The sequence below is a fragment of the Lyngbya sp. CCY1209 genome (genome assembly GCF_055795065.1).
Map to the genome: position 1 here is coordinate 17,643 of NZ_JAYFER010000540.1, position 22,063 is coordinate 39,705.

A 22,063-nucleotide genomic window follows, 5' to 3' on the forward strand; every position below is an offset into this window, starting at 1 on the left:
CATGCCAACTCAACCGCGAACCCAGACCCGGAACTGGAAACCCATCATCAAACAATTTGAAGCCGTCGTCGGGCGGCGCGGCGTCGTCCGGCGGAAAGAAGAATTGCTGGTTTACGAATGCGACGGACTCGCCAGCTACCGCAAACGCCCCGCCCTAGTCGTCCTCCCCCGCACCACCGAAGAAGTCGCCGAAGCCGTCAAAATCTGCGATCGCAACCATATCCCCTGGGTGGCCCGCGGCGCCGGAACCGGACTCTCCGGCGGCGCCCTCCCCGTCGAAGATTGCGTCCTCATCGTCACCGCCCTGATGCGGAAAATCCTCGACGTCGATCTCGAAAATCAGCGGGTCGTCGTCCAACCCGGCGTCATCAACAACTGGGTCACGCAAACCGTCAGCGGTTCCGGATTCTACTACGCCCCCGACCCCTCCAGCCAGATCATCTGTTCCATCGGCGGCAACGTCGCCGAAAACTCCGGCGGCGTCCACTGCCTCAAATACGGCGTCACCACCAACCACGTCCTCGGCTTAAAAGTCGTCACCCCCGAGGGTTCTATTGTCGATTTGGGCGGTTCCGTCCCCGAAATGCCGGGATACGACCTGACCGGGTTATTCGTCGGGTCCGAAGGCACCCTCGGCATCGCCACGGAAATCACCCTGCGAATCCTCAAGGCCCCGGAATCCATCTGCGTCCTCCTCGCCGACTTCCCCACCATCGAAGCCGCCGGACAGTCGGTGTCCGACATCATCGGGGCGGGAATCATCCCCGGCGGTATGGAAATTATGGACAACCTCAGCATCAACGCCGTCGAAGACGTGGCGAAAACCGGATTATATCCCCGCGATGCCGGGGCGATTTTGTTGGTGGAGTTGGACGGTTTGCAAGTGGAAGTGGATACGAATAAACAGCGGGTGGCGGACCTGTGCAAACAAAACGGCGCCCGTAATATCACCACCGCCAGCGACCCGGAAAAACGCCTGAAAATGTGGAAGGGCCGGAAGGCGGCGTTCGCGGCGGCGGGTCACATCAGCCCCGATTACTACGTCCAAGATGGGGTGATTCCCCGCACCCAGATGGCTTATGTTTTGAAAGAAATCGAGGCGTTGAGTGAAAAATACGGCTACCGCATCGCCAACGTTTTCCACGCGGGGGACGGGAATTTGCACCCTTTGATCCTTTACGATAATTCTGTGGAAGGGGCGTTGGAAACCGTCGAGGAAATCGGCGGGGAAATCCTCAAGATTTGCGTCAAAGTTGGCGGCAGTCTGTCCGGGGAACACGGCATCGGGGAGGATAAAAAATGCTACATGAACCAGATGTTTGACGAGACGGATTTGGAAACCATGCAGTGGGTGCGATCGGTTTTCAATACCAAGGGATTGGCGAATCCGGGGAAAATGTTCCCGACGCCCCGCACCTGCGGCGAATCCGCGAACCTGCAAAAGGCGAAGCAGTTTGAGGGGGCGGAAGTTTTTTGAGCGATCGCCATCTATCGGCTATAAAAAATACTTTGGGCGGGGTTTCAACGATGTCTTACGGCGAATTTACTCTCTCACAATTGGAGTCCGAGTTTGGCTTGTTACTGCGAGAGCGGGTCGAAATATTTCCAGACATCAAACCCATCACGCCAAGCCCTTTATTGAGGGAAATTTTGGAGGAAAATATACCGTTAGCATTGGAGATTGATACGGAGAAGGCGCGATCGGAGTTGATTATCGCGCCGATTATGGTCGATCTGAGAAAACACTTTAACCGTCAAATCAGCTTTTTTTCGGGCATCGATTTTAGCGTTGACAAGTCGAAGGGATTGGCGGGTCGGTGCGATTTTCTGATCAGTTATTCGCCCAAACAATTGGAGGTGACGGCTCCGGTGGTGGCGTTGGTGGAAGCCAAGAATGATAATATCAAGTCGGGGATTGCCCAGTGTATTGCGGAGATGGTGGCGGCTCAAGTGTTTAATGAGCGAAGGGAAAATCAAATTCCCTGCATCTACGGCGCGATTACGACGGGAAGCAATTGGAAATTTTTGAGGTTGGTTGAAAAACGAGTGGATATTGAAGCGGGAGAACATTTTATCGGAGATTTGGATGAGTTATTTGGGATTCTTTCGGATATCATCGAAACGACCCATCCTCGAGGCAAGAAGTGGCCGACTGCGGTGGAGAGGGCCGATCAAACGAGGAGAAATAACTCGGAATGACAATTCAGCCATCCGGAGGGCGATCGCTTCCAACTTTTGACGGAGGAAACGGGGCGATCGCATTTCTACACTGGAGCTTAGTGAGACTGACGCTCGAAAAATAATATCGCCCATGTTTTTTCACAAAAAAGAACTCATCGAAAAACCCGTTAGTATCGACGCTCCGAATCCCCGGTTCGCCCAACTGCTGCTGGAACAATTCGGCGGTGCCACCGGAGAACTCTCCGCCGCCCTGCAATACTGGGTGCAGTCGTTCCACGTCGAGCATCCCGGCATCAAAGATATGCTGCAAGATATTGCCGTGGAAGAGTTCGGCCACCTGGAAATGATCGGCAAACTCATCGAACAGCATACCGACAAGTCCCCCAAACAGGACGAAGCCTACAAGAGTACGCTGTTCGCCGTGCGCGGAAAGGGTCCCCATTTCTTGGACTCCAACGGACAAAACTGGACCGCCGCCTACCTGAACGAAGGGGGCGACGTGGTGCGGGATTTACGCGCCGATATCGCCGCCGAAGCGGGGGCGCGGCAAACTTACGAAGATTTGATTAAAATAGCGCCCGACGATGGGTCGAAGCAAACCCTGGTTCACCTGCTGACCCGGGAAGTGTCCCACACCAAAATGTTTATGAAAGCCCTGGAATCTCTGGGGAAATTGACCGACCCGTTCTTCGGGAATATCCAGCCCGATGAAACCGTGGATATTTACTACAATTTGTCGAGCGACGGCAAAGACCAGCGCGGGCCGTGGAATTCCGACTCCGACTTCCGCTATGTCGCCAATCCGATGCAGGAAAAAGGATAGAACCCGACGGAGAGTCCGGACATCCGAAAATCCCGAAACCTCCCAACGGCGGACGGTTGACCGAAAGCCGATCGCCGTATATGAACTGACGGGCCGGGGCTGGGTTCTTAAGACCCGGCCCCTCGGGCTGGCAGTTGCATTGATTTTTGTCAATCGATATTGAATTTTACTTTTATTTAAGACTATAATACGGGTCAGTACAGGGTCCGCCATCCACAAACAGATGGGGGTTGAAAGTGCTGATATCTCTTCCGTTGGGGCGAGATGTCAGTCGGCCGATCGCCATTCATTTACAAATTGTGTATTTTGCAATACAGAAAATAAATTGGGTATATCATGATACACAAAACAAATTTTCGGAATTGCGATCGCCGAGTCTGTAAATCGACCGATGGAGGTAATCATCGATGCTCAAAGCGAAATTGTCCCCCTGCGCCAGCCTCCTCTACGAGTGGATTCGAGCGCACGTCAGCCGGGGCGATCGCGCCATCAAACTGGACTTAGAAAGCTTTCGGATTTGGACGGGGGAATATCTGGAAAAAGCCGCGAGTTGGGCGGAAATCAACGCTTCCCTATCCCAACTCGCCAAACTGCGGCTGATCGCGATCGAGGGAACCTGGGTGAGGCTCAATCCCAAACCCCGCCCGGTACAGGTTTTCTCCTTTTCCCAAAATGGGCTGGTGACGAAAAACCTCGACAACAATTCCCTATTTTGGGGGATGCTGATAGCTGTGGGCTTCTTCCTCGCCTGGTCTAGCTCTCAAAACCTGTCCACGCGGATGGATGAGAGCCAAACCAATACCCCCGCCTATCTTGAAAAACCCGAATTGTTGCTAAATCTCAGTTAAAAAACCCGTTGTCCGGCTTTAGACCCCCATTGAGAGGCGCTAAAGCGCAACAACGTTGGCATTTAGCGGCGAACCGGAGTCCGGGTGACGATATCCTCAAGTTTTTGAGGTGGCGACGGCTGTTTTTGGGCGTGGGTGAAGTAAATGAGCGTCCCCACGAAGAATCCGCCGCCGATCAGGTTGCCGATGGTGACGGGGATGAAATCCCACAGCACCATATCCACCCCGGTGATGGGGGCGCCGAGCATCATGCCCACGGTGATGAAGAACATATTGACCACGATGTGTTCGAGTCCGAGGGCGACGAAGGCCATAATCGGCAGCCAGCAGCCCAGGATCTTGCCGGGGACCGACTTGCTCACCAAACCGAACATCACGGCGAGGCAAACCAGCCAGTTGCAGAGGATGGCCCGGACGATAAATAACAGGAAGCCGTTAGCGCCCATTTCCCGGACGGCGACGGATTTAGATACAGCGATCGCCATAATTTTCTCGCCGACGGCATTGGGGGCGATCGTCCCCGCGTCGGTGAGGGAATAGGCGATCAAACCGCCGACGATGAGACAGCCGAGGAAATTGGCAAAATACACCCACAGCCAATTTCGCAACGCCATCGAAAACCGCACCCGGCCGGCCAACATCGCGGCGGTCATCAGGGCGAAATTTCCCGTCACCAACTCCATGCCGAACATGACGATCGAAACGAACCCCCAGGGGAAGATGATCGCACCCAAAATCGGAATTTTGGTCTGCACCATCATCGTCACAGCCATCGTGGTCGCCATCGACAGCAAACCGCCGGAGTAAAAACCCCGGATCACCATATCTTTGATCGAGAGGCGGGTTTTGGACTCGCCTGCCGCGATCATCGTCGCCGCCAGTTCGGGAGGTGCCGCGTAATCCATTGTTGCTAAAGACTCCTTAACGTATGCAGTGTTGAATCAGACCGACAGATAGAAGGGGAAGCCGATCAGACGGTTTCCTTGGGGCTCGCGCCGAACTTTTCGATCAACAGGTTCCACATCACGGATTTGAGATCGTCGCAGGGGACAGCCTTTTCGAGGCGCGTGCCCAACCGGGCTTCATGGCCGACTGTGCCACCGGTGTAAATATCGACTCCCTCGACCACCTGGCCGTCCTTGCGGGCCTTCGTCCCGATCAGGCCGATATCGGCGACCTGGGGCTGTCCGCAGGAATTGGGGCATCCGGTCCAGTGCACCCGGACGCGGGAGGGGATGTCCAACTCGGCATCCAGTTCCCGGGCCAATTCCAGGGCCCGCTGTTTGGTTTCGATCAGGGCGAAATTGCAGTAGCGGCTTCCGGTGCAGGAGACGAGCGATCGCGTCAGGGGTGCGGGGGCGACGGAAAACTCCTCCAGCAGCGGTTCGGCCAGAAACGCCTCCAACTTGTCATCGGCGATGTGGGGGATGATCATATTCTGCTCCACGGTGGCGCGGATCTCGCCATTGCCGTAAACCTCCGCCAGCCGCGCCAACTCGAACATTGTCTCCGCCGAGAGCCGCCCAACGGGGACGTGCAGTCCCACGAAACTGTACCCGGCTTGCTTCTGGGGGTGAACGCCGAGATAATCTTTTTTATCCTGGGTCATTTCATCTTCCGGGGCGGCGGTTTGGAGTTCGGCCCCGAATTCCTGTTCCACTTCGGCCCGGAAGCGATCGATCCCCCACTTGTCGATCAGCCACATCAGCCGGGCCCGCTGGCGACTTTCCCGCAGCCCTTCCGCCAGACCGTTTTCGGTGTAAACTGTTAGAATCGCCAGGGATAGGCGGATGACATCCTCATTCGGCGGAACCCAGACATCCATGGGGACGGCCTCGACCTGACGTTGGGCCGATAGATAACCGCCGACGAGGACGTTGAACCCCAATTCCCCCTCCCGGTAGGCGGGGACGAAGGCGATATCGTTGATTTCGGCGTGGACGGAATTATCCCGTCCCCCTTCGATCGCAATGTTGAACTTGCGGGGCAGGTTGCTAAAGGTGGAGTTGCCCTCGCCGTTATTGGTGATCGCGTCTTGCAACTTTTGCAACAGTTCCCGGGTGTCGAACAGTTCCTCCGGGTCGATACCCGCCACCGGAGAACCCGTCAGGTTGCGGACGTTATCGAATCCCGATTGCATGGTGGTCAAACCCACCGCCTTCAACCGGCGGAAAATGTCAGGGATGTCTTCGAGGCGGATACCCCGCAGTTGGATGTTTTGCCGGGTGGTAATGTCGGCGCTGCCGTCATCTCCGTAGCGCTGCACGATTTCGGCCAAAACCCGCATTTTGTCGCTGTCGAGGTGGCCGTTGGGCATCCGCAGCCGCAACATGAATTGACCGGGCGTGACGGGGCGGAAGAAAATGCCGAGCCATTTCAGACGCAACTCCAAATCGGTCTTGTCCATCGCTTCCCAGCCGATGCGGGCAAAGTGCTCCAACTCGTCCTTGACGGCTAGTCCATCTTTTTCGGCCTTCGCTTTTTCGATTTTGTTGAGTTTGACTTTAGATTCAGAGGCGACAGTCATGGGTGGTGGATGTAGATCGGGTTGACGGGGCTCGCTCACCGGCCGGTTTAACAAGCTCATGCTTTGTAGGTTAGGGTCAGGCATCGGGAAGATTTGTAATTGAAGATACATAAAATGACCTGTTTTGATAAAATTGCATATCATATATTCAAAAATGGCATGAGAGGTCAATTTTGGTATTCGAGACTACGAAAATGCCCGAAACTACGAATATAGTTAAAGTTGACGGAGGCGGAAATTTTCCTGCCGAACCGCTTCCAATTTCCGCAAACTGAAGCGATATCGACCGGGATAAAATATCCTTTTCGGTCGCCGAAGAAATGGCGGTCGGAGCGCAATTTTACAAGTCATGAAGCCATGAATTTTTCCCCCTCAATTTCCCCGAAATGTGAAATGAATCAGAGTCGATGTATCGGTAAAGTTTATTTAGTTGGCGCGGGTCCCGGCGATCCAGGTTTGCTGACATTGAAAGGAAAAGTGCTGATCGAATCGGCGGACGTGGTGATTTACGATGCCCTCGTCAGCCCCCAAATTTTAGAAATGATCGGCCCCCAGGCGGAAAAAATTCACGCCGGAAAACGGCCGGGTCGCCATTCCCTTCCCCAGGCAGAAACGACCCAATTATTAATTGAAAAAGCGCAAACTAACGCCGTGGTCGTCCGCTTGAAGGGCGGCGATCCGTTCGTGTTCGGTCGCGGGGGCGAGGAGATGGAGGCCCTGGTGGCGGCGGGAGTGCCGGTGGAAGTCGTCCCCGGCATCACCTCCGGTATCGCGGCCCCCGCCTACGCGGGAATTCCCCTGACGCACCGGAATTACAGTTCCTCCGTCACCTTCGTCACCGGACACGAAGCGACGGGCAAGTACCGCCCGGAGGTGAACTGGAAAGCGATCGCGCAAGGTTCGGAAACCATCGTCATTTACATGGGCGTCCAGAATTTGCCCAATATTGTCGCGGCGCTGCGGTTCGGGGGACTCGGCGGGGAGACGCCCATCGCCCTGATCCGCTGGGGGACCCGCCCCGACCAGGAGGAGTTGCGCGGCACCCTGGAAACCATCGCCGAACAGGTGGAACGGGCGCAATTTGAAGCCCCGGCGATCGCGGTGATCGGCGATGTGGTGCAATTGAATGATATTTTGTCCGGTTGTCGTCCGGCCCCGATTCTCCCCCACTGATGATGTCACCCCAATAACAAGTTCAACGATAACGATGATCAATCAACTTTTGGAACGGGCAACCGTCGCCACCCGTCGGAGAGATTGGGCGGATGCCATTGATGCGCTACAACAATTTTCGATCGATGCCCCCTCGCACCCGGAGGCCGTCGAACGGGCGATCGCTTTAGCTTTGACGGTTTTGGAAGGGGGGGATTTTCAGGCCCGCTGGGACGTGGCGAAACTGTTGCCCAAACTCGGCGCGCGCTCTTACCTCCCTCTGACGGACATTATCCGGGATGAAGATGCGGATCTCGAATATCGCTGGTTTGCGGGGCGGATTCTCGGCGATTTCGACACCCCGGAGGCGATCGCGAGTTTGCTGGAATTGCTCGACAATAGCGAAGACGAAGAACTCCGCGAGATTGCGGCCAGCGCCCTGGCTCACTTGGGGGCGTCGGCCGTAGAGGGACTCTGCACCCTCCTGGAAGACTCGGAAAAGCGCCTTTTCGCCGTCCGCGCCCTGGCCCAAATTCGCCAAAAGGCCGCGGTCGAACCCCTCCTCGGCGTGGCGAAAGATGCCGATGAGCGAATCCGGGCGATCGCGATCGAAGCCTTGGCCAGCTTCCGAGACCCCCGGATTTTCGCCGTATTGATTGACGCCCTCGGGGATTATACAGCGGCGGTGCGGAAGGAAGCGGCCGTCGGCTTGGGATTGCGGGCCGGACAGGTCCGCGATCCGGAATTCGTGGTTGATCGCCTGAAACCCCTGCTCTACGATGTGAACGGGGACGTTTGCAAACAGACGGCGATCGCGATCGGGCGATATCGGACGGACAATGCGATCGCGGTTCTGTCGGAGGTGTTGCGGTCGCAGTTCACCCCAGTTCCCCTCCAGATTGCGATCGTCCGCTGCCTCGCCTGGATGGAAATGGCCCCGGCCCTGGACTGTCTCCGAGAATCCCTCCCCCATTTGGACGACAGGGCGATTTTGGAAACCATTCGAGTCGTGGGGCGGGTGGAAACCCCGAATTTGAAAAAGCAGGCGGGCGACTTGCTGGCGGACTTCTTCGCGTCGGGACATCCCGCCGGAGCCAACGCCGTCCTCAAACAATCCCTCGCCCACGCTTTGGGGCAGTTGGGGGACGTCAGGGCCGTCGGCGTTTTGGAAGTGCTCGTCGAAGATCTCGATCCGGGGGTGCGGTATCACGCGATCGCAGCCTTGAAGCGGTTGGCGATCGTGGCATCATAAAAATCGGGAGAGGGCGAATGCCAGGGAGCCGCGACTATTTGGTTTCCCTCATCGTTGGGGGAACAATAGCGATCGCATCCTTCCGGGTTTTTTGAACCGGGGGAAACCGTGACTGTTTTTCCACATGGACACGAAAGCTTTTTCCACCCGTCGCAGAACTTGCTGCAACAAACTTCCCAAATTCCAACCCCAGTTTAAAGCAGGCGGCGGAGGGTGGCGTAGATCAATCGAAATAGGGCCGTGATTGCGACTCCCACCAAACCGGCGAACAGGGGGACGGCGATCGCGATTTCGACACGAACGCCGGCTAGAGTCGTGGCGATCCAAAAGACGATCGCGAAGGAAACGCCGGCGATAATTAACAGGTCGAACCGTTCGATCCACCGCTGCCGTTGGGCATAGATCAATCCCCCCAAAGCGATCGCGCCGACGAGAACGCTGAGGGCGATCGAATCAAATATCGTGCTGAGGGCGATCGCCAACAACCCCCCTTCAAACCCGGCAAATGCTGCCCCGCTCAGAATTTCTAAAGTCGAAAACGGCCGTCGCAGGGTGGTCTGCTGCTGCACTTGGGTCGCCGCCCGGGGGGGCCGGACGGATGTCGGAGGTCGGGTCGGGGGCGGGGGCGGGGCCGGACGGGGCGTTTTCGGGGAGAGGACGCTCAAAACTTCCGCAGCCGAACCGAAGCGATCGCTCGGAGTCGGCTGCAACATCCGATCCAGGATTCGGGCCAGGGAGTCGGAAATCGAAACTTGGTCTTTCCAAGTCCAGGTGTCGCTGTAGCTGTCGAACAGATCCTCGGGGTTTTTTCCCGTCAATAGCATGACGGCGGTGACGGCGAGGGCGTATAAGTCCGTCGAGGGGTAGACGCTGCGGCCCCGCATCTGTTCGGGGGGGGCGAACCCAGCCGAATAGATCCCCGTCGATCGCCCCCCCGGAGCCTGGGTGACTTCTTTCACCGCCCCGAAATCGAGCAGGTGCAGCCTCCCGGAGCGATCGCGCATGATATTGGAGGGTTTGATATCCCGGTGGATCACGTCCTGGCCGTGGACGAACTCCAGAATTTTGAGAATTTCTGCGAGGACTTCCACCACTTCGGCTTCCGAAAACGGCCCGCGATCGACCAATTCCGCCTCCAGATCCCGGCCGTCGATGTATTCCTGGACAATGTAAAAAAACTGTTGGGGGATCGAAGATTGCCAGCCCGGGGCTTCCAGGGGAAAATAGGCCAGCAGGTCGGGGAGGAGGGGATGTTGGTGGCCGAGGCGGTCGAGGACCAGGGCTTCCCGTTCAAATAACCCCTGGGCGGTGGCCAGTTGTTGGGGGTCGAGGTCCCCGGCGGGGAGAAACTGCTTCACCACGCAGGCCCGCATCGTGGGCGACCGGCGATCGCAGGCCAAAAATGCCGCTCCGAAGCCACCCCGCCCCAGCAGGCGATCGCACAGGTAGCGCCCGTCCAAAATCAGCGGCATCCCGCAGGCGCTACAGTATTTTTGTTGGACCGTCTTCAAGGTTGTGCGATCGTCGAGATCGGCGTAGGAATTGTCGGGCCGGGGACAATTTGGGCGGGTGCAGTAAATTTTCATCCGACTTGGGAATAGGGTCAGTGGATCTCAAAGGCCGTTTTTGACACTCCCCGCTCTGCCAGCCAACTCTAGTTTGTCTGCCGTCTTTTGTTGCAAGATTTGATATCGCGCTGTCCGAATTTTATCCAAAAATAGCGATCGCCAAAATCCATTTGTGGGGATTCTCTGACCGACAAACCCGACGGGGCACCGTCTAGGACTCCGGGGATGGGTGGGTCGGCAGCAAGGAATGATCCGATGCCGTCGGGTTGGGATTTTCGGAATGCCGCCCGACATCCGCACTGGAAAAGCGGGGCAAAATGTCGCGACTGAAGGCTTCGGCCGCCTTGGATTGATAGCGGTTGGGATTGACGATCACCGACAACATCCGCTTCACCGTCATCCCTTCAATTCTAGCCCGGTGGAGCATCCCCATCTGGAGTTCTTTTTCGATCGCCGAAGTGGAGACGAACGCCGCCCCGAGTCCGGACTGCACGGTATTTTTGATCGCCTCGATCGAGTTGAGTTCCATTTCGATTTTCAACCGCCGCGGATCGATATCGTAGCGACTCAGAACTTGGTCGATCACCTTGCGGATGGTGGACTGGGAGTCAAGGGCGATGAACTGCAATTGGTAGAGGTCTTCCCGGTCGATTTGCTCCCGGCCGGCCAGGGGGTGAAATTTGGGCAAGATCAAAGCCAATTCGTCTTCGATGTAGGGTTCCACCGTCAAAGAATCTTGCAGTTCCGGCGGGAGCTCGCCCCCGATCAGGGCCAGGTCGATCTGGCCGTTGGCAACGCTCCAGGCGGTGCGGCGGGTGGAGTGGACGTGGAGTTGCACGGCGACATCGGGATACTTTTGCCGGAACCGACCGATCATGCGCGGCATCAAATAAGTTCCCGTGGTTTGGGAAGCCCCGACGATCAGCGTCCCCCCCTGGAGGTTTTGCAGATCTTCGATCGCCCGACAGGTTTCCTGGCACAGGGACAGGATCTTTTCGCCGTAACTCAGCAGCAGGTGTCCGGCCTCGGTGAGGGTGGCCCGCCTCCCGCCGCGATCGAACAGGGGGACGTCGAGTTGTCGCTCCAAATTTTGGACCTGCAGGCTGATGGCGGGTTGGGAGACATAGAGGCTGTCCGCGGCCCGTTTGAAACTTCCCTCGGCGGCGATGGCCTTGAGAATTCGCAGTTGATCTAAGGTGAATGGAACGTCTGACATGAGTTGGAAACAAAATCGTCGATAGGGGACAGAGGTCGAACGGCTATTCCGACTACAGGGGAACCTCTTCTGAGGCGGGGTCGCCGACTTCCGAAGCCTCGATCTCCACGGGGAGGGCCTCTGGTTTCGGATTGGCGAAGTGAGGTAAAATCTCTTCCATAAAGGCTTCGGCCGCCTTCGACCGGTAGCGGTTGGGGTTGTAGATGACCGAGAGCATCCGCTTGATCGTCACCCGGTCAATTTTGGGAGTCCGCAGCACTTCCATCGCCAACTCCTTCTCGATCGCCGAGGTGGAGACGAAAGCCACCCCCAACCCCGACTGGACGGCGTTCTTGATGGCTTCGATGGAACTCAGTTCCATCTCGATTTTGAGGCGGGTGGTGTCGATCCCGGAGCGGCCGAGTACCTGGTCGATCACCTTGCGGATGGTGGATTGGGCGTCGAGGCTGATGAACTGCAACTCGTAGAGATCCTCGTGTTCGATCACCTCCCGCCCGGCGAGGGGATGGGAAACCGCCACGATCAAAGCCAGTTCGTCTTCAGCGTAGGGGAGCACCTCCAAGGACCCGGCCAGTTCCGAGGAGACTTCACCGCCGACGATCGCCAGGTCGAGCTGTCCGTTGACCACACTCCAGGCGGTGCGCCGGGTGGAGTGGACGTGGAGTTGCACGGCCACGTCCGGGTATTTCGCCCGGAACATCCCGATCATGGGGGGCAGGAGGTAGGTGCCGGTGGTTTGGGACGCCCCGACGATCAGCGTCCCCCCCCGGAGATTTTGCAGGTCTTCCAAGGCGCGGCAGGTTTCCTGGCACAGGGCGAGGACTTTCTCGCCGTAGCCGAGGAGCAGGTGGCCGGCCTCCGTTAGTTGGGCGCGGCGCCCCCCCCGGTCGAACAGGGGCACGTTCAACTGTCGCTCTAGGTTCTGCACCTGCAAGCTGACAGCCGGTTGGGAAACGTACAGGCGATCGGCTGCTCGCTTGAAGCTTCCTTCGCTCGCGATCGCTTGGAGGATGCGTAATTGATCTAGCGTGAACGGAAGATCTGACATGGTGCTTAACCTCATCGGCTGCAAAGAAGCCCCTCGAACAAGCGGGGATCGCTTTCTTTCAGCATACTGCGGGATGATCTGTATTTGAGTTAACTTTCATTATCTGGTGAAGAGGTCAAAATGTCTTATCAATGGCTGAGTCCTAGCCATTTTATTATGGCGGGGTTGTTACTGTGTTTCGCGATCGCCCACAGCGGTCTGGCCGCCCTCAGACCCGTGCTGGAAAAGGTTTTCGGCGCCCGACTCTACCGCATTTTCTTCGCCCTCGTCAGCCTGTCCCTGGCGGTAGCCCTGATTATTTACTTTTTCAACCACCGCTACGACGGCCTGCAACTTTGGCAGATCCAGGGCATCCCGGCCATCCAACCCATCGTCTGGGTGCTCTCGGCGATCTCGTTTTTATTTTTGTATCCCTCCACGTTCAATTTGCTCGAAATTGCCGCGATCGCCAAGCCGGAAGTCCACCTGCACGAAACCGGCATCATCCGCATCACCCGCCACCCCCAAATGGTCGGACAGGTGATCTGGTGCGTCGCTCACACCCTCTGGATCGGCACGACGTTCACATTGCTCACATCCGTGGGTTTGGTGCTGCACCACCTGTTCGGCGTCTGGCACGGCGACCGGCGGCTGCGGGCCCGGTTTGGGGACTCCTTTGAACGCCTCAAAGCCCGAACTTCGGTGATTCCGTTTTTGGCCATCCTCCAGGGGCGACAAACCTTCGTCCTGGGGGAATTTTTGCGCCCCGCCTACCTCGGGGTCGCCATTTTCATCCTCCTGCTTTGGAAAGCTCATCCGCTATTAATTCGTGTCACGGGTAACGTAGGCTGGTAGCATGATCCCAAGGTATAAAATTCTTCGTTAATAAAATCACATCATGCTTTTATCGGTCAGCGAGCAGCAGTTTTCCAAACAGGTCTTGGGGGCTTCTACGCCCGTTCTGGTTCACTTCTGGGCGCCGTGGTGCGGGCTGTGCAAACTCATCGTCCCCCAACTGCGACAATTTCAGGCCCAGTGGAAAGGTCAGGTGAAGTTGGTGGGGATCAATGCCGACCAAAGTTTGAAATTGGCCAGCACCTACCGGCTGCAAACGCTGCCCACCTTGATCCTGTTTGACGACGGACGGGTTCTGAACCGACTCGAACAGTTCCACGGCCGCGAAGATCTGTTGCGATCGCTCAATGCGTTCATGCTCGACTACCAAAACGGCGGCGACGTCCGGGCGATCGAGGCCCCCGAATACCTGAAAGTCAATTAGGGTGTGCGGGCGTGGGGGAAGCTCCCTGGAGCTCCAGGGGTCGCCTCCGGTCGCCTCCCGACTCCCTAATACCGACTCCCGAGTCCCCTTCTCCCCCCCGTCGCGGGCCAAAAGTCTGTAAAAAGATGGAACTTTAATCAGAAGCGCCGGACTCTGTGTCACAATTGGGATCGTTTGACTCATTTGTTAAGAAGTATAAAGCTCTCATCAGTTATGGAACCCCTTTATCAATATGCCGGGTTGATTCCAGTGTTGCCCTTAATCGGGGCAATGGTGGTGGGCATAGGGCTGATCACGTTCAACAAAGCCACGAACCGCATCAGACAGGGAAGCGCGATTTTTTTGATTTCCCTGCTCGGCCTGTCGATGGTTTTGTCCTTCGCCCTGCTCTGGAGTCAAATCAACGGCCACGAACCCTACACCCGCATGATCGAGTGGGCGGCGGCCGGCGACTTCAAAATCAGCATGGGCTACACCGTGGATCACCTCACCGCCGTCATGTTGGCGATCGTGACGACGATCGCGCTGTTGGTGATGGTCTACACCGACGGCTACATGGCTCACGATCCGGGATATGTTCGCTTTTATGCCTATCTGAGCCTATTTAGCTCCTCCATGCTGGGTCTGGTACTCTGTCCGAACCTGATCCAGGTCTATATTTTTTGGGAACTGGTGGGGATGTGTTCCTACCTGCTGATCGGATTCTGGTACGATCGCAAACCCTCCGCCGACGCCTGCCAAAAGGCCTTCATCGTCAACCGCGTCGGGGACTTCGGCCTGCTGTTGGGGATGTTGGGACTCTACTGGGCCACCAACACCTTCGACTTCGGCCTCATGGGCGATCGCCTCGAACAGCTCGTGGAGAGCGGCTCCATCGCCGGTCCCCTGGCGGCTCTGTTCGCCGTCCTGGTCTTCCTCGGCCCGGTGGCCAAATCCGCCCAGTTCCCCCTCCACGTCTGGCTCCCGGACGCGATGGAAGGCCCCACACCCATCTCCGCCCTCATCCACGCGGCGACGATGGTGGCCGCCGGTGTCTTCCTGATCGCCAGGATGTACCCCGTCTTCGAGGGCCTGCCCGTGGCGATGGACACGATCGCCTGGACGGGCTGTTTCACGGCCTTTTTGGGCGCCACCATTGCCATCACCCAAAACGACATCAAAAAAGGCCTCGCCTACTCCACCATCTCCCAACTGGGCTACATGGTGATGGCGATGGGCGTGGGGGCCTACAGCGCCGGACTGTTCCACCTGATGACCCACGCCTACTTCAAGGCGATGCTGTTTCTGTGTTCCGGTTCCGTCATCCACGGCATGGAGGGGGTGGTGGGACACGACCCCGTCCTCGCCCAGGACATGAGGCTGATGGGCGGACTGCGGAAATATATGCCGATCACGAGCACCTGCTTTCTGATCGGGACTTTGGCGATTTCTGGCATCCCCCCCTTCGCCGGCTTCTGGTCCAAGGACGAAATTCTCGGCAGCGCCTTCGCCGCCAACCCCGCCCTGTGGCTGGTGGGCTGGCTCACCGCCGGGATGACGGCTTTTTATATGTTCCGGATGTATTTCACCACCTTCGAGGGCCAATTCCGGGGCGCTGACACGACGATTCAGAAGGCGTTACTCGCCGAAGCTGAAGGCCCGAACTACGCCTTCGGCCCCGGCGCCATGAATCCCGAGGAACTCGAAGGGGAAGACCACGGTCACAGCCACGGCCACGGCCACAGCGACACCCCCCACGAGTCCCCCTGGACGATGACGTTCGCCCTGATGGCCCTCGCCGTCCCCTCGGTGTTCATCGGACTCGTCGGCACCCCCTTCGGCAACTATTTCGAGATGTTCGTCCACGCCCCCGGCGAGTCTACAGCCGAGGTGATGGAACAGTTGTCCGAGTTCGAGTTGACGGAATTTCTGATCATGGGGGGGAATTCGGTGGGCATCGCCCTGATCGGCATCACCCTGGCATCGATGATGTACCTGACCCGGAAAATCGACCCGGCGGCGATCGCCAAACGGATCGAACCCCTCTACAAGTTCTCCCTCAACAAGTGGTATCTCGACGACATCAACGATTTCCTATTCGTCAAAGGCTCTCGCCGTCTCGCCCGCCAGGTGATGGAGGTGGACTATCGCGTGGTCGATGGCGCCGTCAACCTGACGGGTTTGGTGACGCTGGTGACGGGGGAAGGCCTGAAATACTTAGAGAACGGCCGCGCCCAGTTCTACGCCCTGATCGTCTTCGTGGCGGTGCTGGGATTTGTCGTCTTCTCCGGCATCAGCTAATCGCCCGACGCGGGTCGTTCTGGAACCGGGGGGGAATCGGTTTTTCCCTTTTGTCCCAGATATAGCTTAATTCCCCCACAGGCAAGGGTCGCGATCGCACCGGCGATCGCCCTTCGCCCCCGACCCGCGCCAACCGGCTCTTGTCAACGGACACAAGACAATCACATAGATGACAATGGCTAATTTTCCTTGGCTGACAATCATTATTCTGTTTCCAATTGTCGCCGCGCTGCTGGTCCCGCTGATCCCCGACAAGGACGGCCGGACCGTGCGCTGGTTCGCCCTGATCGTGGGGCTGATCGACTTTGCGATCATCATTTACGCTTTCTGCACCGGCTACGAACTCGGCACCCCCGGCCTGCAGTTGGTGGAGCGCTATTCCTGGGTCCCCCAAGTGGGCCTGAGTTGGTCTCTGGGGGCCGACGGTCTGTCGATGCCCCTGATCATCCTGACCGGATTCATCACCACCCTGGCGATTTTAGCCGCCTGGCCGGTGACGTTGAAGCCGAAACTGTTCTACTTCCTGATGCTGGTGATGTACGGCGGCCAGATCGCGGTGTTCGCAGTCCAGGATATGCTGCTGTTCTTCCTGGTGTGGGAATTGGAACTGGTCCCGGTCTACCTGATCCTATCCATTTGGGGCGGTAAAAAGCGCCTCTACGCGGCGACGAAATTCATCCTGTACACGGCGGGGGGATCGCTGTTCATTTTGGTCGGTGCCCTGACGATGGCCTTCTACGGCGATGTCGTCACCTTCGACATGGCGACGATCGCCCTCAAAGATTTTCCCATCAAGCTGCAACTGCTGCTCTACGGCGGTTTCCTGATCGCCTACGGGGTGAAGTTGCCCATCTTCCCCCTCCACACCTGGCTGCCGGACGCCCACGGCGAAGCTACCGCCCCCGCCCATATGTTGCTGGCGGGCATCCTTCTGAAAATGGGGGGTTACGCCCTGCTGCGGATGAACGTGGGGATGCTGCCGGATGCCCACGCTACCTTCGCCCCCATTTTGGTGATTTTGGGGGTGATCAACATCGTTTACGCGGCGTTGACATCTTTCGCCCAGCGGAACCTGAAGCGGAAAATCGCCTACTCGTCGATTTCCCACATGGGTTTCGTGCTCATCGGCATGGGATCGTTCACGGAAATTGGCGTCAGCGGCGCGATGTTGCAGATGATCTCCCACGGCCTGATCGGGGCGAGTCTGTTTTTCCTGGTGGGCTGCACCTACGACCGCACCCACACCCTGATGCTCGACGAGATGGGCGGTGTCGGCCAGAAGATGAAGAAGGTCTTCGCCATGTGGACAACCTGCAGCATGGCGTCCCTGGCCCTGCCGGGGATGAGTGGCTTCGTGGCCGAGTTGATGGTGTTCATCGGCATCGCCACCAGCGACGCCTACAACGCCACGTTTAAGGTGTTGGTGGTGTTCCTGGCCGCGGTGGGCGTGATCCTGACGCCGATTTACCTGCTGTCGATGCTGCGGGAAATCCTCTACGGCCCGGAAAACAAGGAACTCGTCTCCCACGAGAAGTTGGTGGACGCGGAACCTCGGGAGGTGTTCGTAATCGCCAGTTTGTTGGTCCCGGTGATCGGGATCGGGCTCTATCCGAAGGTGGTGACGCAGATGTATGACTCGACGACGACTCAACTGACGGCGTTGATGCGGCAGTCCATGCCGACCCTGGTGAAGGAGACGCCGGTCGCGAAAAGCGATCGCCCCTTCGTTTCGATGGTCGCCCCGAAAATCGGCGAGTAAGATTTCGGGTTTTTCTCAATTCATTTTTGAATCTCCCCGCGACCGGGGGGATTTTTTTTGCGGGGATGAAGCGATCGCCTCGGAACGCCAACCGCTCGCACCCGAATCCATCGCCAGATTCACGGAAATTTCGTCGGGCCGTCACAGCTTGCATCGGAAAATCTGACGATGATGGAACCATCCAACCACTCACCGATTCGGAGACTCTGGACCTTCATCACCGGTTGGCCCGGATGCGATCGCGTTCGGGGAATCGCGGCCTTTTTTTCCAAAAATTCCGGCCTTCCGGTCGATTTCCCGAGGCGAAAAATTGGCTAAAATGAAATCACTCGCAGAACCAACTCATCCCGAAACTCCATGAATCCATTTCCCGACAATAATCCCAACTCCCGCCGCGACTATCAATCCCCCAACGGCCTGGAAAATCTCAACGCCCCCTCCGACTCGGAAATCGAAGACGAATACTTTCAGGAACAAGATCCCCGGGTCGTCAAACAAATCCGCCGTTCTTTTCTGTTTTTGACCGTCGTCGGTTTGGTCGTCGGACTATTTGTGGCCGCCGCAGTTTTGTACATTTTAAATCGTTTCGATATCAACGCCCAACCGGGCAATCCACCCCTAGAAAACCTGCAGTAATTCTATCAAATCCTGATCATTAACCACACAACATCCGTAGCCGCAGCGATCGGGAAAATTTTCTTTCACCCTTTCCCCCTTTCCCTTAATCCCTCCCTACACCCGATCGCAGTCTGTTTGGTCAATAACTGGATCTGATATTATTTCGAGTTGTACCGCTGTTCGGCAATTTCCTTGACCTTTTCAGCAAAGCGAGGGTAGTTTTCCAAAACGTTGTCGAAATCTTCTTTTAAAAGCACGAACAATTCGCAGTAAGTCAGGGTTTTCACCGAGGCGGTGCGACGGCTGGAGTAGAGGAGGGCGATTTCGCCGAAAAATGTCCCGGCGGACATGGTGCGGTAGACCTTCCCGGTCTTCTCGGAAAAGGCCTGCACCTCCCCCCGCTTGATGAAATACATCTCATGTCCGATTTGTTCTTCCCGGATGATGTAATCCTCGGGGGGCAGGATGCGGGGTTTCAATTTGACGACCAAGGCTTCGATACAACAGGGGTCGGCATCTTTAAATAGGGGAACTTTTTCCAACAATTCGCAATAGAGATGCAGATAAATTTCGGTTTTGAGGGAGTTGGGAATTTCGTCGAGAAAACCGAGATCTAAGGACGTGTCTCGGTGGCATTCCCACAGATATTGATAGTAGTCGCGGACTCGGGATTGCAGCTTGGGGGGAATTTTGCGATCGCGCATATAGGACTGCACTTGGTCGAGTTTCTCCCGAAATCGGGTCTGACTCGCGTCCAAATTGCTGACCACCGAGGCGACGTTGCCGATGATAAACGCATACATCGACACCCCCAAAATCATCACCACCAAAGTGAAGGCAATTTCCAGATTGCTGGTGGGGGTGATGTCGCCGTATCCGACGGTGGTCAGGGTGGTGATTGACCAGTACAATGATTTCATGTATTGGGTGGTGATCGATGCGGATTCCAAGTTGGAATTGGACAGCCAAGAATCCCCGTACATCAACGCCGAACTGCCGATCAAAAACCAGATGCAGGCGACCCAGTGATCGATTAGAAAAATGATCAAAACCAACTCGCTCATGCGGACGATCGCGGGGTTGACTCTGACATTGGTTTCCCACCGCCGGAAGATCTTAAAAAATTGTGGAAGCCTCAGCAGGCGGGGAATTCTCAACATTCCCAGGGCCATGATGGAGAAGGTGGGCAAAAGAATTTGAGCGAGTAAATCCAGGGGAATGCTGGAAATCAAACTCAATTTTAAATCTCCGTTTCGGTAACGTCTGGAAATTTGTATTCGGTCGGTAATACACTCGCCTTGGTCGATGTAAGCGATCCGAAATCGCAAAAATATATCGAAAATAAAAATAAAGTCCGCCAGACAATCGAACCCAATCCACCAACGATGCAAGACTCCGTGAAAGGCGATGCGGAAAGGGACGACGATGAAATTATATAAAATTGCCAAAACTAGCAAAAATTCCCACAGCGTAACCGGTTTTGATTCGGGATGTAAAACGCGCATTTGGGCTTCTCACAAGCGATCGATTCCGCACAATAACAAGGTGCAACTGCATTTCAGGTCGATGTCGAAGAACCGGACATCCGTCGCCCTCTGCCCCGTCCTCAACCATCAGCAACTCCTCAGTCTCTTCTCAGGAGAATTTCAGTTGGCTGAGTTTGGATAGACGGGAGAGGGCGAAAGTCGGGAAAGAGATTTTCCCCGATTCGACTCGGACGGCGGGAGGTTTTCGGAGGTAAGTTGATACAATCATTGATAATGATAATACACGATCGCAATTTTAACGATGATTCAAACCAGCATTACACCCTTTCACCGAAAAATCGGCTCTCCTTTAACCAAACGTCCCGTCACCGTTTTGCAGATCAACCTGGGGAAGCGGTGCAACCTCGCCTGCACCCACTGTCACGTGGAAGCGGGGCCGCAGCGGACGGAGGAGTTGACCCCCGAAATTGGCGACCAACTGATCGAATTGATCCGCCGATTTCCGCAAATTAAAACCGTCGATTTGACCGGGGGCGCGCCGGAAATGAACTTCGGTTTCAAACCCTTGGTGGAGGCGGCGCGATCGCACCATAAAGAAGTCATCGTGCGATCGAATTTGACGATCTATTTCGTAGCCGGATTTGAAGAGATCCCCGACTATTGCGCCCGCCACCAACTCCGCATCGTCGCATCCCTCCCTTGTTACTTGGAAGATAACGTCGATCGCATGAGGGGTTCGGGGGTTTACAACGACTCGATCGCCGCCCTCCAAAAACTCAATCAACTCGGCTACGGACGGGACGAAAACCTGATTTTAGATCTCGTCTACAACCCCACTTTGCCGACTTCCAACAACTTTTCACTCCCCCCCCGACAAGAACAATTGGAGGAGGATTATAAAGTCTACCTGCGGGATCAATTCGACATCGAATTTAACAATTTGTTGACGATCACAAATCTCCCCATCGGCCGCACCAAACAATTTTTGGAACGGCAGAACCTCCACCGCCCCTATCTGGAATTTCTCGAACAAAACTACAATTCCGATACCGTCGAAAATTTGATGTGTCGGAACGAGCTGTCTATCGACTATCTGGGCAACGTCTACGACTGCGATTTCAACCAAATGGAAAACCGACCCGCCAAAACCCCCGAGGGGGAAACTTTGACCGTCAAAAAACTGTTGGATGCCGGCAGCTTAGATCTCATTCAAACCGTCCACACCGAAGCTTACTGCTACGGCTGCACGGCGGGGTGCGGGTCGAGTTGCGGCGGTTCGTTAATTTAATTTTGACTGCCATGAAAGCCTCACCTTCAATCAAACCCAAAATGCGCTTATCGAAAGCCATCAAATTTGTCGGAATTGCGATCGGAGTCGCCGTTTTAATCGTGCTCGGAAAATTACTCGGAATACAAGATCTGCTCAAAAATGCCCTGGACTGGATCGACAGTTTGGGTGCCTGGGGTCCGGGAGTGTTGATCGCCATTTACATTCTCGCCACGGTTTTATTTCTCCCCGGTTCGATCCTCACCCTCGGCGCCGGATTTCTGTTCGGCGTGGTTTGGGGTTCGATTTACGTTTCCATCGCCTCCACATTGGGCGCCACCGCCGCCTTTTTGGTGGGGCGATATTTTGCCCGGGATTGGGTGGCGAAAAAAATCGCGGGAAACGAACGGTTTAAAGCCATCGACGATGCGGTTGCCAAAGAAGGGTGGAAAATCGTCGGGCTCACCCGCCTGTCCCCCGTCTTTCCCTTCAATTTACTCAACTACGCCTTCGGTTTGACTCAAGTTTCCCTGGGGGACTATTTCTTCGCCTCCTGGATTGGCATGATGCCGGGGACGGTGATGTACGTCTATATCGGTTCTCTGGCGGGGAGTTTGGCAACATTGGGCACCGGGGAGCGATCGCGCACTCCCGCCGAGTGGGTCCTGTACGGGGTGGGACTGGTGGCGACGGTTGCCGTCACCGTCTACGTCACCAAAATCGCCCGCCAAGCGTTGGACCAAAAAATCGCCGAGTCCGGCGAGTCGTAAACGGCAGGT

Annotated in this window: 19 protein-coding genes; 13 read left to right on the forward strand and 6 right to left on the reverse strand. The window is 56.3% G+C overall.

Annotation, left to right across the window (positions count from 1 at the left end):
* The first annotated feature begins 1 nt into the window (after position 1).
* The 4 genes from glcD (at position 2) to AC0QHF_RS18325 (ending at position 3,852) form a co-directional block, all read left to right on the forward strand.
* On the forward strand, positions 2-1,477 hold the full coding sequence (gene glcD, locus AC0QHF_RS18310; protein ID WP_324705678.1) for a glycolate oxidase subunit GlcD: 1,476 nt from the start codon (positions 2-4) through the stop codon (positions 1,475-1,477).
* A gap of 50 nt (positions 1,478-1,527) precedes the next feature.
* On the forward strand, positions 1,528-2,199 hold the full coding sequence (locus AC0QHF_RS18315) for a hypothetical protein (protein WP_324705679.1): 672 nt from the start codon (positions 1,528-1,530) through the stop codon (positions 2,197-2,199).
* A gap of 112 nt (positions 2,200-2,311) precedes the next feature.
* The gene (locus AC0QHF_RS18320) at positions 2,312-3,004 is read left to right on the forward strand and encodes a manganese catalase family protein (RefSeq protein WP_324705680.1); all 693 of its coding nucleotides are present in this window, start codon (positions 2,312-2,314) and stop codon (positions 3,002-3,004) included.
* A 407-nt stretch (positions 3,005-3,411) separates the two neighbouring features.
* Positions 3,412-3,852 carry a hypothetical protein gene (locus tag AC0QHF_RS18325; protein WP_324705681.1) on the forward strand — a complete coding sequence of 147 codons (441 nt, stop codon included), beginning with the start codon at positions 3,412-3,414 and terminating at the stop codon, positions 3,850-3,852.
* 62 nt (positions 3,853-3,914) lie between these two features.
* Here AC0QHF_RS18325 and AC0QHF_RS18330 read toward each other — a convergent pair whose 3' ends face one another.
* On the reverse strand, positions 3,915-4,757 hold the full coding sequence (locus AC0QHF_RS18330) for a formate/nitrite transporter family protein (protein WP_324705682.1): 843 nt from the start codon (positions 4,755-4,757) through the stop codon (positions 3,915-3,917).
* 65 nt (positions 4,758-4,822) lie between these two features.
* On the reverse strand, positions 4,823-6,379 hold the full coding sequence (locus AC0QHF_RS18335) for a ferredoxin--nitrite reductase (protein WP_324705683.1): 1,557 nt from the start codon (positions 6,377-6,379) through the stop codon (positions 4,823-4,825).
* A gap of 393 nt (positions 6,380-6,772) precedes the next feature.
* Between AC0QHF_RS18335 and cobA the strand changes: the two genes are divergently transcribed.
* Positions 6,773-7,552, forward strand: a complete 780-nt coding sequence (gene cobA / locus AC0QHF_RS18340) for a uroporphyrinogen-III C-methyltransferase (RefSeq protein ID WP_324705684.1) — start codon at positions 6,773-6,775, stop codon at positions 7,550-7,552.
* Positions 7,553-7,586: 34 nt separating this feature from the next.
* Positions 7,587-8,783, forward strand: coding sequence for a HEAT repeat domain-containing protein (locus tag AC0QHF_RS18345; RefSeq protein ID WP_324705685.1), 1,197 nt, complete (start codon positions 7,587-7,589; stop codon positions 8,781-8,783).
* Between the two features lie 194 nt (positions 8,784-8,977).
* Here the strand turns inward: AC0QHF_RS18345 and AC0QHF_RS18350 are convergent, their stop codons facing one another.
* The 3 genes from AC0QHF_RS18350 to AC0QHF_RS18360 form a co-directional block, all read right to left on the reverse strand.
* Positions 8,978-10,369 (reverse strand): serine/threonine-protein kinase, encoded by a 1,392-nt coding sequence (locus tag AC0QHF_RS18350; RefSeq protein ID WP_324705686.1) that lies wholly within the window; start codon positions 10,367-10,369, stop codon positions 8,978-8,980.
* Positions 10,370-10,562: 193 nt separating this feature from the next.
* On the reverse strand, positions 10,563-11,567 hold the full coding sequence (locus tag AC0QHF_RS18355; RefSeq protein ID WP_324705687.1) for a LysR family transcriptional regulator: 1,005 nt from the start codon (positions 11,565-11,567) through the stop codon (positions 10,563-10,565).
* Between the two features lie 52 nt (positions 11,568-11,619).
* Positions 11,620-12,615 carry a LysR family transcriptional regulator gene (locus AC0QHF_RS18360; RefSeq protein WP_324705688.1) on the reverse strand — a complete coding sequence of 332 codons (996 nt, stop codon included), beginning with the start codon at positions 12,613-12,615 and terminating at the stop codon, positions 11,620-11,622.
* 120 nt (positions 12,616-12,735) lie between these two features.
* Here AC0QHF_RS18360 and AC0QHF_RS18365 point away from each other — a divergent pair, with 120 nt between their 5' ends.
* The 5 genes from AC0QHF_RS18365 (at position 12,736) to AC0QHF_RS18385 (ending at position 18,548) form a co-directional block, all read left to right on the forward strand.
* Positions 12,736-13,449, forward strand: a complete 714-nt coding sequence (locus tag AC0QHF_RS18365; RefSeq protein ID WP_324705689.1) for an NnrU family protein — start codon at positions 12,736-12,738, stop codon at positions 13,447-13,449.
* Between the two features lie 43 nt (positions 13,450-13,492).
* Positions 13,493-13,873: a thioredoxin family protein gene (locus tag AC0QHF_RS18370; protein WP_324705690.1), complete on the forward strand. Its 381-nt coding sequence runs from the start codon at positions 13,493-13,495 to the stop codon at positions 13,871-13,873.
* Between the two features lie 213 nt (positions 13,874-14,086).
* Positions 14,087-16,153: an NAD(P)H-quinone oxidoreductase subunit 5 gene (locus AC0QHF_RS18375; RefSeq protein ID WP_324705691.1), complete on the forward strand. Its 2,067-nt coding sequence runs from the start codon at positions 14,087-14,089 to the stop codon at positions 16,151-16,153.
* 175 nt (positions 16,154-16,328) lie between these two features.
* A complete protein-coding gene (locus tag AC0QHF_RS18380; protein WP_324705692.1) occupies positions 16,329-17,912 on the forward strand; it encodes an NAD(P)H-quinone oxidoreductase subunit 4 in 1,584 nt (527 codons plus the stop codon).
* 357 nt (positions 17,913-18,269) lie between these two features.
* Positions 18,270-18,548 carry a hypothetical protein gene (locus AC0QHF_RS18385; protein WP_324705693.1) on the forward strand — a complete coding sequence of 93 codons (279 nt, stop codon included), beginning with the start codon at positions 18,270-18,272 and terminating at the stop codon, positions 18,546-18,548.
* 140 nt (positions 18,549-18,688) lie between these two features.
* Here AC0QHF_RS18385 and AC0QHF_RS18390 read toward each other — a convergent pair whose 3' ends face one another.
* On the reverse strand, positions 18,689-20,035 hold the full coding sequence (locus AC0QHF_RS18390) for an ion transporter (protein WP_324705694.1): 1,347 nt from the start codon (positions 20,033-20,035) through the stop codon (positions 18,689-18,691).
* Between the two features lie 283 nt (positions 20,036-20,318).
* Between AC0QHF_RS18390 and arsS the strand changes: the two genes are divergently transcribed.
* On the forward strand, positions 20,319-21,305 hold the full coding sequence (arsS, locus tag AC0QHF_RS18395) for an arsenosugar biosynthesis radical SAM (seleno)protein ArsS (RefSeq protein WP_324705695.1): 987 nt from the start codon (positions 20,319-20,321) through the stop codon (positions 21,303-21,305).
* Positions 21,306-21,316: 11 nt separating this feature from the next.
* Positions 21,317-22,054 carry a TVP38/TMEM64 family protein gene (locus tag AC0QHF_RS18400; RefSeq protein ID WP_375341441.1) on the forward strand — a complete coding sequence of 246 codons (738 nt, stop codon included), beginning with the start codon at positions 21,317-21,319 and terminating at the stop codon, positions 22,052-22,054.
* Positions 22,055-22,063: the final 9 nt, after the last annotated feature.